The sequence below is a fragment of the Noviherbaspirillum galbum genome, from assembly GCF_010974945.1.
Lineage (GTDB): Bacteria > Pseudomonadota > Gammaproteobacteria > Burkholderiales > Burkholderiaceae_D > Noviherbaspirillum > Noviherbaspirillum galbum.
Map to the genome: position 1 here is coordinate 71,794 of NZ_JAAIVB010000003.1, position 13,973 is coordinate 85,766.

Below are 13,973 nucleotides of genomic sequence, written 5' to 3' on the forward strand. Positions count from 1 at the left end.
GGCGCGCCGGTCCACAGCCAGTCCGCCGCAAAGACGGGCGGACGCCGCGTCGCGGGCGTGCAACAAACCGGCGGGTCAACGCACGTTGGCGAAGGAGAAGCGGCTTTTCAGCTTGCGGTACTTCTCGGCGTCCCTGCGCAGGTTTTCGCCGTTGGGATCGCGCACGACGATCGTCACGCCGTCGGCGTTGAAGCGCTGCTCGATGATGTCGAGCGCCTCGGCCTGCTGGCGCTGCTGCAGCAGGACCGCCTTCACATGCAGCGATGCTTCGATCTTCGCCAGCTCATATTTTGCGCCGATGCCCACTGCGTGCACATAGCTTTCCGTCCGCATGGCCTGCTCTTCCTGCAGCATCCTGACTTGCGCCTGCAAGTCCTCGATGAGCTGCGCGGCCGCCTGCAGGATCCCTTGCTGCGCCGGGTCGGGATGGGTGCGCATCAGTTGCTTGATTGCTTCGATGTCCATGTTGCTGCTCTGCCGGAGTGCCGGAATGTGATGGGTGACGGTCGAAGGCAACGATAGCACATGAGGCAGGACATCAGGCGGCACATGATGCGGCAGCCGAGGCGCGCGCCGCCGTCGCCCGCGCGCAACACCGCGCCGCGACTATCGATGGCAGAAAGGCATGGTCGGCGGGCGCCGGCCATCGCGGCTGCTAGACTGCACCGCAGGATTTCCATCCCGCCGGCCTGCATTCACCGTCGCGCGGGCACCCGCAGCACCGGCCCGGCAAGGGCCATCAATCGAATCAATCAAGGAACACGACGTGAAAAAGCAGCTTCGCCTCATCGGCGCCCTCTTCGGCGCCCTCCTCTCCTTCGCAGCCAGCGCGGATACTGCGGTCAGCGTCGGCATCGGCACCACCGGCCTCGGTGTCGACCTCAGCGTCCCGCTGCAGCCGAACCTCAACGCACGCTTCGGCGCGAACTTCCTGAACTACAGCTACAGCGGCACCGCCAACCAGGTCGACTATGACTTCAAGCTGAAGCTGCGCACGATCGACGCGCTGCTCGACTGGTTCCCCGGAGCCGGCAGCTTCCATGTCAGCGGCGGCCTCTACTACAACGACAACAAGGTGGATGCCACCGCCAAGCCGGGCGCCGGCTCTCGCTATACCTTCAATGGCCAGACGTATTCGGCAAGCGATGTCGGATCGGCCAGCGGCACGATCGACTTCCGCAAGGTGGCGCCTTACCTCGGCATCGGCTGGGGCAACGCGCTGGCAAAGGACAAGGGCTGGGGCTTCGCCTCCGACCTCGGCGTGCTGTTCCAGGGTTCGCCGACGGCTCGTCTGAGCGCCGTGTGCGGACCGACGGCGCTTTCCGTACCCGGCGGCTGCGCGCAACTGCAGTCGAACGTGGCGGCGGAACAGGCCAGCCTCAACGACAAGATGAACCAGCTGAAGTACTACCCGGTCGCCCGCATCGCGCTGACCTACCGGTTCTAAGCGCAAGACCTGCATGGGATGCCCGGCCGCGTCGCCGGGTGCTTCCACCCCTGCAATCAGGTTCCTTTTTCAGGCGGACCGCGCGGCGCGGTCCGCGTGGCTGGCCTGTTGCCCGGCGAGGTACTTCCTCAGCTCGCTGGCGTCGTAGATCATCGTCAATCCGGCGAGCTTGTCCTTCGTCCCTGCCAGATCGAAGATCGTTACCCCTTGCAGCACCAGCGGGATGTCTCCCTCCCGGGTCCAGGTATAGTCGAACTGCAGGGCGATCGAACGCTCGCCCATCAGTCCATCGAACACGTTTCGCAGCTGTGTCATCCCGCGTTCGTTATGCCTGAAAAGCTGCAAGTGGAATTCCCGCACCGGCAGCGTGCCCGATATCGGCGCCGTCGCCATGGCGTCCGGCACGAACAAGTCCAAAATCTGGTCCATGTCCCGTGCATTCACGGCGCGCTGGTAACGCCGGCATAGCTCATAGGCAAACATCCTGTCTCCTTGGAATTTTTATGGTGGTGCAAGGTCCTGGTCCCCATGCGTCGAGACCCGCATTGTGAATGCCAAACATGACACGCCGTTGACGCTAATCAATCTGCCAGCGAGGCAGTCTTGCCTGCCCGGTTGGGGCGGACCGAACCCGTAATTGCGTCCTGCGTCTTATCTTAGTTGAATCGTTTTCGGAAAGGGACGAAAACTTTTCGGCGGCATGCAGAAATCCGGCGAGATCCTTGTCTAACAGGCACGTCAACCCAGCATGTCTACATGGCATGAAGCAAGGAGTGCATATGCAAGTCCCACGCGACCAAGCCCAAGGCAATTCCGGCAACAAGAAAACCGGCGGCTACGACCCGGTGGAATCGGGCGCCACGAACGAGGTCGGCAAGCAGCATCAGGCCGATCCTCCCATGCGCCACCTGACCGAGGAAGAGAGGAAGCGCGCCGAGGAAATCCTGGGCCGCTTCGAGAATGGCCAGGACAGCCAGAAGGACTAAGCTGTCTGTCGGCATGAATTGCGGATTGGAAATAAATCTTGATGCTTGTCAAGAAAGCATCTTTTCAATACCTGCTGCTTTTGTCTTTCGGGAAAGATGGACGTACGCGGCGAATCCGATGCCTAGACCGTTGCGTATATCGGTAGGCTGGGCCGCGCCGGATGGCGAGGCCCATCATGGACCAACCCACCTGAACGGAGCCGCAGTGTGAATACCCTTGGCAAGCAGATGACCGCCCTGTTTCGTTCCCTCGCCGCCGATGAGGCGGCGGAACGCGCGCGCCTTGGCGCAGCGGCCGACGGCGCGATGCATCGCTGGCCTCTCTTCCGCTCGCTCGCGCCGGTCAAGCCCGCGGCAACGCCGCCGGTGCTGCCCGGCGCACGTCGCTTTTCGAGGAATGAGCAGGGGTCTGCGCGCAAGGCCTCTCATGATGCACAACCGGCCAAGCCGGATCTCCGGCATGACCGGCGTGACCGGCGCCTTGCCAGCGTCTTTGCCCGCATCGAGGCTGGGCTGGATTAGTCTCGCGCAACCGGGCGTCAGGCCTGTCTCGGGCGCTCATGCCGGTGCATCACGATACGGTTCCTTCCCCCGCGCTTGGCCTCGTACATGGCGGCATCGGCCAGCTTGATCAATTCCGCGCCGCTCGCGCCATGACCATCCGCCACCACCACGCCGATGCTGGTGGATATGTCCAGCACATGCTGCAGTACCAGGAAGGGCGTCCGGATGGCAGCGATCATCTTGCCCGCAATGACCTGCGCGTCGGACTCCGGCGTCGCGAGGTCTTCCGCCACCATCACGAATTCATCGCCGGACAGGCGCGCCACGGCGTCGGTTTCCCGCACCGCCGTACGCAGGCGCTGCGCGAATTCGCGCAGAACCAGATCGCCGGCCTGGTGCCCATGCTCGTCATTGATCGCCTTGAAGCGGTCGACGTCCAGGAACATGACGGCCAGGGCCGAGCGGTTGCGCCGGGCACGCGCCAGCGCCGCTTCCATGCGCTGGAGGAACGCCGTCCTGTTGGGCAGGCCGGTCAGGGAATCGGTCAGGAGATCGTGCTGCAGGGCGAGCTGGTAATTCTTGCTGTCTGTGATGTCATGGGCCAGCACATGGAATCCTGACACGACGCCATCGCGCCCGCGTTCGGGAATGAACTGCATGCGCAGGTGCTGGACGCTGTCGCCAAACGGGCGGCTGTGCTCGAAGGTCTTCTCCGCGCCGGCGAGCACCTCGTCGATGGCCGGCTTGAGGATTGCATAGGCGGGATCGCCCAGCACCTCGCGCACTGTGGCGTCGATCAGGCGGGGAAGCGGCCGCTGGAACCATTGCTCGCCTACCCTGTTGCAGAACCGGACGCGTTCCTGCGCGTCGACGTAACCGATCAGCGCCGGCATGCTGTCGGTGATGGTGCGCATGCGCGCTTCGCTGATCACGAGGGCCCTGGCGCGTTCCTCGATCCGGCCTTCCAGCGAAGCGTTCAGCGCTTCCAGCTTGCGCTGGCGGTCGCGCATGCCATCGAGCAGCATCGTCAAGGCCGCGCTCAGTTCGGCGGCTTCCCTGTATCCGGTCACGACGGGAATGCTGGCATCGGCTTCGCCTTGTCGCAGGGCCTTGGCCGCCCCCGCCAGTTCGACCAGCGGCCGGGAGATGCGCCGCGCATTGACCAGCCCGATGCAGGAGAAGAGCACGGCGAGGCCAAGGCCGATCCAGAGCACCTGGCGCTGCAGCGCGCGCACCGGCGCGAAGGCAGTGTCCAGGTCTTGCCGCACGATGACTTTCCAGCCCAGCCCGGGATAGGACTGGAAGCCGCGCGTCATGCTGTAGCCGACGAGGTAATCCTTGCCATCCTCCCAGCGCTCGACCAGGTAGCCCTTGCCGGCGCGAGCCGGACTGGCGCTCGCCGATTCGAGGAGGTTGCCCGCGGTTTGCCCGGGTCCCACGAGGGTGGTGCCGTCGCTCGCGACGATGAATCCATCGATGCCCGCGCCCCGGCCGAACGAATCGAGCACCGAATGCTGCACCTCTTCGGCCCAGCGCCAGCTCATGTGCGCGCTGACCACGCCGGCGGCGTTGCCTTTCCGGTCGCGATAGGGAAAGGCGACGTCGACGAAGCGCATCGGTTCGCCCGAAGGGTTGGGCAGCTTGCTGGCGAGGAGCTTGGCATCGTGAACGTCGCCGATGTAGATGCCTTTCAGGGCATTGCCGAACCATGGCCGCGCCGAGACGTCGGCGCCGACCAGCATGCCTTTCGTTGCCGCGAGCACGCGGCCATGGGTATCGGTCATGCCGATCCAGGCGTAATGTTCGTAGGTCTTCTGCATCCGGTCCAGGAGACGCTGCTTGTCCTCGATCCGCTCGGCGGGATCGCCCAGGAAAGGAAGCCCTGACAGGAGTTCGAACTCGCGGTAGCGTTCGTACATGCCTTGGTCAAGCTTGTCGCTGGTCTGCTCCGCGATGCTGGCGAGCCTCAGGCCGATCTGCTCGCGCAGGCTGGCGGTGGCCGATTGGTCGATGAGCCTGGTGATGATCAGGGTGAGCACCGCCGACATGATGCAAAACCACCATGCGAGGCGCATTCCTAGGCTGACCGGCAATTTGCGAGAAATAAATCCCATGGCGTGGATGGAGACAGGACATGTCGGCGACATGCTGCATTATGGCAACGACAGGAAAAACGGCAAAATCTATTAGTCCGGCGACACCGCCGGGAACACAGGCCGGAAAGCCGGCTCGCCTACAAGGCGGCCAGATGGCAAGCCGTCTCAGTTGCGGGCTTGCGACCTCGCCATCGCGCCGGTCTCGATCATGTCCGTGATGTCGCGGGCCGAGCAAAAGATGCGCTCGTTTGCCTTGACGGCTGCGTTCCACTCCAGCCAGCGGTAGCTGCCATCCTTGTGCCGGTAGCGGTTGGTGAAGGCATGCAGCGGATTGCCCGCGAAGCTGGCCGCATGCTCGCGACGGGTACGCTCCTGGTCCTCCGGATGGATGAAGTCGAGGTAGGGCCGCGAGGTTAGCTCTTCCACCGACCATCCCAGGATGTCCGTCCAGGCCTTGTTGACGCGAATGAACCTGCCGGACGTGCCCGCGACCGCGAGAAGGTCGGGACAGACGTCGAAGAAGGCATTGCGCTCATCCTCGTCCTGCTTGCGGCTCTGGATATCCTGGATCTGGGCGATGAAGTGATGCGGCGTGCCGTCCGCATGCCTGGCGAGGGTGGCCGTCAGCAGGATCCAGATGAGGTCGCCGTTCTTGCGGATGTAGCGCTTTTCCAGGTGGTAGGAGGGAATCACGCCATCCATCAGGAGCTTGCTCAAGTCGAGATCGGTTTTCAGGTCGTCGGGATGGGTGATGTCCTGGAACGTCAGCTTGACCAGTTCCGGCTTGGAGTAGCCGACGATGCGGCACAGCGATTCGTTCACGTCGAGGAATTGCCCGTCCAGCCCGACGATGGCCATGCCGATCGCCGCATGGGTAAATGCGCTGCTGAACAGGTCGGCGCCCGCGCCGGATTCAACGATGCCGGCCACCGCACGGGCTCCGCCTTCCTGACGGTTCAGGAAGCGGTCGCCCGGGAAATAGCGGCGCATGTCGATGTCGCGTCCGTGCCGCGCCTGCCCGGCGGATTGTCCCTCCCGGCTCATTTGCTCGAGCGCGGCATGGATCTGTTCCAGCAGCTTGTGGCCCTTGGGGGTGAAGCAGAGCAGGTTGGCCCTGCCGTCGTGCGGATCCTGCACCTTGGAGAGATAGCCGAAGTCCTGCAGCGCGGTGACGTAGGGAAAGAGCGCCTGCTTGCTCATGCCGGTGATGCGCGCGAGGTCGGTGAGCCGGATGCCTTCCGGGTCGATTGCGCTGATGACGGGAATGTAGCCGCCCGTGAGCTGGATGTCGTCCAGCCTGACCATTTCGAGGATTGCCTTGGAAAGGGCGCGCGTGGAGAGGAATATCTGCCTTGTACTGTCGATTCCGGCGTCATGACCGGACGTCTGGAGAAGAGGGCTCATGGTATCGGGGCGGTTGGTTCATGTTTTGTACAAGCTTACCATCAACCCAGGTGACTTACCCAAGCGAACAAGCAAATTTTTCCGATTTTTTCCACGCCGCTGTAAAAAACACCGAACTATTTGCCGCATTAACCGAAACTGCCGAAAAGGTCGACAAGAACAGTAAGCAAGGTTTACTAAACAAGTTCACTTTAAGGAGTTTTTCGTCAAGCCTGCGAACGATCCGCACGGATACGCCGACTGACAATGCACAACGATGTGCCCGCGCACATCGGTAGACTGATCGGTTTGGCCATGCCAAGGTGTAATCGCGATCGCGCCGTGGCAGGAACCTAACCGCTTCCGCATTTTTACTTATCTGCCATGCCACGCTCAGCCGCCCCAATGCCTCCGAGCTCAGCCGGATTCGACACGACATGACCAATCTATCGTACTTGCAACGCGTCGCCGGCGGATCGCTCCTCTGCTTGCTGCTCGGCGCCTGCGCCACGGCGGTGCCTACTGCCGCGCTGGATGCGAAGCCCCCGCCGCAATGGCATTCCCCATTGCCGCACGACGGCGATCCGGTGAAGCTGTCGCAGTGGTGGCGGGCGCAGGGCGACGCGGCACTGGTGCAATTCATCGACGCCGCGCAAGCGGTCAGCCCGACCATTGCCAGCGCCCGGTCGCGCATCGAGCAGGCGCGCGCCGCACGGGTGGCGGCCGGGGCGGCGCTGGCGCCAAACCTCAACGGAACGGCCAGCCTCGCCCGTTCCAGCGCGCAGCCGCCCCTGCCGGCGGGCACGACCACGCAAATCGCCCTTCAGTCTTCATGGGAACTCGACCTGTTCGGCGCCAACCGGGCGCTGCGGGATGCCGCGCAGGCCAGGCTGGAAGGCGCGGCTGCAGGCTGGCACGACGCCCGCACCGCCGTCGCGGCGGAAGTCGCGAACCAGTATTACAGCGCGCGCAGCTGCGCTACCTTGCTCGACGTTGCCGAAGCCGACGCGGCATCCCGTGCGGAAACCTTCCGCCTGGCGCAACTCAGCGAGCGCGCCGGCTTCCAGGCGCCCGCCAATGTCGCCCTCGCCGGCGCCAGCGCGGCGGAAAGCCGGGCGCGCGCGACGCAGCAGGACGCGGCCTGCAAGACAGACGTGAAGGCGCTGGTCGCCCTGACCGGCATCGCCGAGCCGGAGGTCGTCTCGCGGCTGGCGCAAGCACGGCGTGAAGAAGCCGGCGCCGGCGCACTCACCGCACTCGCCGCCAGGCCGGAGCCCGTCATGGCGGTGGCCAGCGTGCCGGCCCGGCTGCTCGCCCAGCGGCCGGACGTCTTCGCGGCGGAGCGCGAGGTGGCGGCCGCGAGCGCGGACCTGGGCAGCGCGCAGGCCCAGCGTTTTCCTCGCCTGAGCCTGTCGGGTTCGGTCGGGGTCGCGAATTTCCGCACCGGCGGGGAAGACACCCGGCTCAATACCTGGTCCATCGGCCCGGTCGCGCTCACGGTGCCGATCTTTGACGGCGGCCGTCTCGCCGCCAACCAGGCCGCGGCCGAGGCCCGCTATGGCGAAGCGGTGGCGGCCTACCACGGAAAAGTGCGCCAGGCGGTGAGGGAAGTCGAGGAAGCCCTGGTGTCGCTGCAAGGCGCGGAAGCCCGCCGGGAAGACTTGCGCAGGGCCGCGGAAGGTTACCGCGCCTCCTTTGCAGCCACGGAATCCCGCTACAAGAACGGCCTCGCGAGCCTCGTGGAGCTGGAAGATTCCCGGCGCATCCGGCTTGCCGCGGAGAACGCCCTCGCCGGCCTGGAACGCGAACGCCGCGCCGCGCAGGTGGCGCTTTACCGCGCGCTCGGCGGCGGATGGACGGCGGATGCCGCCGAACCGCCTCGCCCCGAAGAAACGCCCCACCTCCCAGGACGCTCATGACCCATCGCCACCCGATCTCCCGACCCGCGCTTCTCGCCGCTGCCCTGCTCGCCGCCCTGTGCGCGGCCATCCTTCCCCTGCAGGCCCAGGACCAGAAGAAGGCTGGCAACGGCAAGCCCGCGCTGACGATCACCACCGTGCGCCCGGCCACCGCCGAGCTGCCGATCGCCATCGAGGCCAACGGCAGCATCGCCGCCTGGCAGGAAGCCATCATCGGCAGCGAATCCAACGGCTTGCGTCTGGCGGAGGTGCTGGTCAACGTCGGCGACCAGGTCAAGGCTGGCCAGGTGCTGGCGCGCTTCGCCGGCGAAACCGTGGCGGCCGACGTCGCCCAGTCCCGCGCCAGCCTGCTGGAGGCGCAGGCCAACGCGGCGGATGCCGTCGCCAATGCCGAACGCGCCCTCACACTGCGCGACACCGGCGCCATGAGCGTGCAGCAGATCAACCAGTACCAGACGGCGGCGCAGGTCGCCAAGGCGCGGGTCGAAGCGGCCAAGGCAACGCTGGCCGCCCAGCAGCTGCGCCAGAAGTTCCTGCAGGTGGTGGCGCCGGATGCCGGCGTGATCTCGGCGCGCGCGGCGACCGTCGGCGCGGTCGTTCCCGCGGGCACGGAACTGTTCCGCCTGATCCGGCGCGGACGCCTGGAATGGCGCGCGGAAGTCATCGCCACCGAGCTCGGCCGCATATCGGCGGGCGTGCCGGTCATCCTTACCCTGCCGGACAACAGCGAAATCCGGGGACAGGTCCGGCAGATCGGCCCGACCCTCGACCCGCAGCGCCGAACCGCCCTCGTCTACGTGGATCTTCCTGCGCAGCAGGGAAAGCAATCGTCCGCCCGGGCGGGCATGTTTGCGCGCGGCCGCTTCGAGATCGGCAAGTCCTCTGCCCTGACCGTGCCCCAGCAGGCCGTGGTCTTGCGAGATGGCTTCAGCTATGTCTATGAAGTCACGCCGGACAGCCGCGTGCGCCAGGTCAAGATCGAAGTCGGCAGGCGTCTCGGCGACCGGGTGGAAGTGCTCAAGGGCCTGCGGCAGGACGCCTTGCTGGTCGCCAGCGGCGCGGGCTTCCTGAACGACGGCGACGTGGTCAAGGTCGTGAACGCCCCGCCCGCGCAGGCATCAGCGAACGCCGCGTCCCAGGGCAAGTGAGGAATACCGCATGATGAACGTTTCCGCCTGGTCGATCAGGAACCCGATACCCGCGCTGATGCTGTTCGCGATGCTGACCTTCGCGGGCATGCTGTCGTTCAACGCGATGAAGGTGCAGAATTTCCCCGACATCGACCTGCCCACGGTGAGCGTCACCGTCGCCCTGCCCGGCGCGGCGCCGGCCCAGCTGGAAACGGAAGTGGCGCGCAAGATCGAAGACTCGATCGCCACCGTGCAGGGTCTGAAGCACATCTATACCAAGGTGCAGGACGGCGGCGTCACGCTGACCGCCGAATTCCGCCTGGAAAAGCCGACCCAGGAAGCGGTCGACGACGTGCGTTCCGCGGTCGCCCGCGTGCGCGCCGAACTGCCCGGGGACGTGCGCGACCCCATCGTCACCAAGATGGACCTCGCCGCCCAGCCGGTGCTGGCCTTCACCCTGTTTTCGCCGCGCCTCGACATCGAGGCCCTGTCGTGGTTCGTGGACAACGACATCAAGCGCAAGCTGCTGGCGGTGCGCGGCGTGGGCGCGGTCAACCGCGTCGGCGGGGTGACGCGCGAAGTGCACGTATCGCTGGTGCCGGAGCGCCTGCAGGCGCTGGGCGCGACGGCGTCCGAGATTTCGCGCCAGCTGCGCCAGGTGCAGACCGAAAGCGCGGGCGGACGCGCCGACGTGGGCGGCGGCGAACAACCCATCCGCACGCTGGCCACGGTGCGTTCCGCCGAGGAACTGGCCGCCATCCAGCTCGCGCTGAACGATGGCCGGCGCATCCGCCTCGACGAAGTGGCGATCGTGCGCGACACCATCGCCGAGCCGCGTTCCGCCGCCCTGCTCAATGGCAAGCCGGTGGTCGGCTTCGAGGTGTCGCGCAGCAAGGGCGAGAGCGAGGTCGAGGTGGGCGCGGCGGTGCAGAAGGCGCTGGCCGAGCTGAAGGCGGAACATCCCGACCTCGACATCACCGAAGCCTTCAACTTCGTGGAGCCGGTGGAGGAAGAATACCGCGGCTCCATGCATCTGCTCTACGAAGGCGCCATTCTCGCGGTGATCGTGGTGTGGCTCTTCCTGCGCGATTTCCGCGCGACCTTCGTGTCCGCCGTGGCGCTGCCGCTGTCGGTCATTCCCGCCTTCGTCGGCATGCATCTGCTCGGGTTTTCGATCAATGTCGTGACCTTGCTGGCGCTGTCGCTGGTGGTGGGCATCCTGGTGGACGATGCCATCGTCGAGGTGGAAAACATCGTGCGCCACCTGCGCATGGGAAAGACCGCCTACCAGGCGGCGATGGACGCGGCCGACGAGATCGGGCTCGCCGTCATCGCCACCACCTTCACCCTGATCGCGGTCTTCCTGCCCACCGCCTTCATGAGCGGCGTGCCGGGCAAGTTCTTCAAGCAGTTCGGCTGGACGGCGTCGCTGGCGGTGATGGCGTCCCTGGTGGTGGCGCGCCTGCTGACGCCGATGATGGCGGCCTACCTGCTCAAGCCGGTCGCCACCGACCACGGCGATCCCGGATGGATGCGGCTTTACCTGCGCTGCGCGCGCTGGTGCCTGCACCACCGCCTCGCCACCATGATCGCGGCGACGGTGTTCTTCTTCGGCTCGGTCGCGCTGATTCCGCTGCTGCCGACCGGCTTCATTCCGCCGGACGACAATTCGCAGACCCAGGTGTACATCGAGCTAGCGCCCGGCTCCACGCTCCAGCAGACGCTGGCCTCGGCCGAGCAGGCACGGCAACTGGTGGCGAACGTCGAGCACGTCAAGAGCATCTACACGACGGTCGGCGGCGGCAGCGCCGGCGGCGATCCTTTCGCGATGCAAGGTTCTGCGGAAGCGCGCAAGGCGACGCTGACCATCCTGCTGAGCGACCGCGGATCCCGGCCCCGCAAGCAAATCATCGAGAACCGCATCCGTCGCGCCCTCGAAAGCCTGCCGGGCGCCCGGACCAAGGTGGGCCTCGGCGGTTCCGGCGAGAAATACGTCCTCGTGCTGACCGGCGAAGACCCGAACGCCTTACGCGCCGCCGCGCGGGCGGTGGAGCAGGATCTGCGCACCATCCCCGGCCTCGGCAGCATCGCCTCGACCGCCAGCCTGATCCGGCCGGAGATCACCGTGCGCCCGGACTTCGCACGCGCGGCCGACCTCGGCGTGACGACGGCGTCCATCGGCGACACCCTGCGCATCGCCACCACCGGCGACTACGACATCAACCTGCCCAAGCTCAATCTCTCGCAGCGCCAGGTGCCCATCGTGGTCATGCTGGAAGAGTCGGCGCGCCAGAACCTCGACCTGCTGCAGCGCCTCGCCGTGCCGGGCAGGCAGGGTCCGGTGCTGATCGGCCAGGTGGCGAGCCTGGAGATCGCCGGCGGCCCGGCGGTGATCGACCGCTACGACCGCTCGCGCAACATCAATTTCGAGATCGAGCTTTCCGGCCAGCCGCTCGGCGAAATCAAGACCAAGGTGCAGGAGCTGCCGGCCGTGCGCAACCTGCCAGCGGGCGTGCGCGTGGTGGAGATCGGCGACGCCGAGGTGATGGGCGAACTGTTCGCCAGCTTCGGGCTGGCCATGCTGATCGGCGTGCTGTGCATCTACATCGTGCTGGTGCTGCTGTTCCACGACTTCCTGCATCCGGTGACCATCCTCGCCGCCCTGCCGCTGTCGCTGGGCGGCGCCTTCGTTGGCCTGCTGGTGGCGCAGAAAAGCTTCTCGATGCCTTCGCTCATCGGCTTGATCATGCTCATGGGCATCGCCACCAAGAACTCCATCCTGTTGGTGGAGTACGCCATCGTCGCCCGCCGCGACCACGGCCTGAGCCGCTTCGATGCCTTGATCGACGCCTGCCACAAGCGCGCCCGACCCATCATCATGACGACCATCGCCATGGGCGCCGGCATGCTGCCGATCGCCATCGGCCTCGGCGCAGCCGATCCGAGCTTCCGCTCGCCCATGGCGATCGCCGTGATCGGCGGCCTGATCACGTCCACGGTGCTCAGCCTGCTGGTCGTGCCCGCCGTCTTCACCTACCTCGACGATCTCGAGCACCTTCTGGGAAGAATCCGGAACAGGATGCGCAGGCCGCGCCCTGCCGTCGGCCCCGCCCCGGAGGTGCGTGGTGCGGATGAATGATCATTCCAGCGGCTTGGCCACCTTGAGCATCTCCAGCGCCTCGTCGGACAACTCGAACCGCAGGTCCACGCGGTCGCGGCCGGAACGGTAGCCGCCCGGCCAGCGCGCGATCTCGGTGAAGCCGCAACGCAGGAAGAAGCCGGCGGTATGCGCGTGGGTATCCACGGTGACGTAGCGCGGCCGCAGTTTGCGCCCGGCCATGTGCCTCAGGCGGTAATGGAGGAGCATGCGCCCGATGCCCGTGCCGTGCCGGTCCGCGCGCACTAGGCCGAACACCAGGGTTCCGAGGTGATAGAACTCCGACAACTCGTAGCCGCCGAATGCCACCACTTCCCCCTCATCGACGACCACGAACAAGGGACCATCCGGTTCGTCGAGGCAAGACTTCAGCCATTTCTCTTCCGATGGCGGGAAGAAATGGGGGACGTTGGTGCGAAAGGCCTGGATGACGGCTTGCCTGTCGGCAGGCTGGAAACGGCGGATCTTGGCGGGCATGGAAGGAAACGGTACGTGGTTCGGCTGGCGTGCGCGGCATGCCCCGGAACGTGGGCCGGGAAGTCATGCTCATCGCATTCCGACTGCCGTATTGTAAGGGCGCGCCATGTCCGCGCCCAAGCCCGCCACGCCGCACCAGGCATCGCGCGGCGTGTAGGAATTGCAACCCGGTGCTTTTCCTTCCCTCGACGGAAGGCTGCTTATTTCTTGCCGTCGCTCGCCTTCTTGGGCGTCAGGGCGTCTGACTTGCCCGATCCGGCACCGCTGGAACCTGCAGTGCCGCTGTTGCCGCCGCTGCTCGTTGTCCCGGATGGCGACACGCCCGGATTCGCGCTGGACGCGTTGCTGCCGGTGGCCGATACCGCAGTATCGTCATCGCAGTAGGTGCTGGCGCTGCTTTCCTGGTTCTTGGAGAGGCGTGCGCCTGGAGTCCGCCCCGTCCCGAGGTTGGGATTCGCGCCGCTGGTGGCCTGGCTGGTCCTGTCCTTGCACTTCACCGTGGCGCCGGACGCGGAGGTCCCGGGCGTGCGGGCGCCCCCGGTCGAACCGGCGACGCCGGCGGCAGGGCTTCCCAGCCCGGGCGTCACCGTCCCGACGTTTTCATGGCCCGACTTCGCATTGCCTGCGCTGCCATTCGACTGGTCAGGGCGGTTCGTCTGCGCGGACTGGGCGAAGCAGAGGCCCGAGGCCGCGAGCGTCGTTGCCAGCAAGAGAGAAGGTACGATCTTCATCGTGTGCTCCGTGGGAAAGGCAAAGAGCACGGTTTTGCAAGACACGTGCCATCCGTAGCGCGCCGTGATGCACAAATGTCGCAAACGCAACGCGGCAAAGGCATGGTATCCTCAGGCCCTTTCATCAGAAGCGCATCGAAAGC

Annotated in this window: 12 protein-coding genes; 6 read left to right on the top strand and 6 right to left on the bottom strand. The window is 65.9% G+C overall.

The window, feature by feature from the left end; all coding sequences use genetic code 11:
* Window positions 1-75: 75 nt before the first annotated feature.
* Entirely contained in the window at window positions 76-465 is a 390-nt protein-coding gene (locus tag G3574_RS00315; protein WP_163959731.1) for a hypothetical protein, read from the bottom strand.
* A 301-nt stretch (window positions 466-766) separates the two neighbouring features.
* On the opposite strand from G3574_RS00315, the gene G3574_RS00320 reads away from it, so the two are divergent.
* Window positions 767-1,447 (top strand): hypothetical protein, encoded by a 681-nt coding sequence (locus G3574_RS00320; protein WP_328804675.1) that lies wholly within the window; start codon window positions 767-769, stop codon window positions 1,445-1,447.
* A gap of 69 nt (window positions 1,448-1,516) precedes the next feature.
* On the opposite strand, the gene G3574_RS00325 is transcribed toward G3574_RS00320, so the two are convergent.
* On the bottom strand, window positions 1,517-1,930 hold the full coding sequence (locus tag G3574_RS00325; RefSeq protein ID WP_163959733.1) for a nuclear transport factor 2 family protein: 414 nt from the start codon (window positions 1,928-1,930) through the stop codon (window positions 1,517-1,519).
* Between the two features lie 296 nt (window positions 1,931-2,226).
* Here G3574_RS00325 and G3574_RS00330 point away from each other — a divergent pair, with 296 nt between their 5' ends.
* Window positions 2,227-2,433, top strand: coding sequence for a hypothetical protein (locus G3574_RS00330; RefSeq protein WP_163959735.1), 207 nt, complete (start codon window positions 2,227-2,229; stop codon window positions 2,431-2,433).
* A 207-nt stretch (window positions 2,434-2,640) separates the two neighbouring features.
* Entirely contained in the window at window positions 2,641-2,955 is a 315-nt protein-coding gene (locus G3574_RS00335) for a hypothetical protein (protein ID WP_163959737.1), read from the top strand.
* 17 nt (window positions 2,956-2,972) lie between these two features.
* On the opposite strand, the gene G3574_RS00340 is transcribed toward G3574_RS00335, so the two are convergent.
* Window positions 2,973-4,985, bottom strand: a complete 2,013-nt coding sequence (locus G3574_RS00340; protein WP_163959739.1) for a diguanylate cyclase domain-containing protein — start codon at window positions 4,983-4,985, stop codon at window positions 2,973-2,975.
* 213 nt (window positions 4,986-5,198) lie between these two features.
* Window positions 5,199-6,437: a PAS domain S-box protein gene (locus tag G3574_RS00345; protein ID WP_163959741.1), complete on the bottom strand. Its 1,239-nt coding sequence runs from the start codon at window positions 6,435-6,437 to the stop codon at window positions 5,199-5,201.
* A 416-nt stretch (window positions 6,438-6,853) separates the two neighbouring features.
* Here G3574_RS00345 and G3574_RS00350 point away from each other — a divergent pair, with 416 nt between their 5' ends.
* The 3 genes from G3574_RS00350 to G3574_RS00360 are packed head-to-tail and all read left to right on the top strand — an operon-like array spanning window position 6,854 to window position 12,604.
* A complete protein-coding gene (locus G3574_RS00350) occupies window positions 6,854-8,335 on the top strand; it encodes an efflux transporter outer membrane subunit (protein ID WP_163959743.1) in 1,482 nt (493 codons plus the stop codon).
* Complete coding sequence (locus tag G3574_RS00355; protein WP_163959744.1) at window positions 8,332-9,483, top strand: efflux RND transporter periplasmic adaptor subunit; 1,152 nt, start codon at window positions 8,332-8,334, stop codon at window positions 9,481-9,483. The genes G3574_RS00350 and G3574_RS00355 overlap by 4 nt, the downstream gene beginning before the upstream one ends.
* Window positions 9,484-9,496: 13 nt before the next feature.
* Window positions 9,497-12,604 (top strand): efflux RND transporter permease subunit, encoded by a 3,108-nt coding sequence (locus tag G3574_RS00360; protein ID WP_163959855.1) that lies wholly within the window; start codon window positions 9,497-9,499, stop codon window positions 12,602-12,604.
* Here G3574_RS00360 and G3574_RS00365 read toward each other — a convergent pair whose 3' ends face one another.
* On the bottom strand, window positions 12,605-13,099 hold the full coding sequence (locus G3574_RS00365) for a GNAT family N-acetyltransferase (RefSeq protein WP_163959746.1): 495 nt from the start codon (window positions 13,097-13,099) through the stop codon (window positions 12,605-12,607).
* A 200-nt stretch (window positions 13,100-13,299) separates the two neighbouring features.
* On the bottom strand, window positions 13,300-13,830 hold the full coding sequence (locus tag G3574_RS00370; RefSeq protein WP_163959748.1) for a hypothetical protein: 531 nt from the start codon (window positions 13,828-13,830) through the stop codon (window positions 13,300-13,302).
* Window positions 13,831-13,973 lie beyond the last annotated feature (143 nt).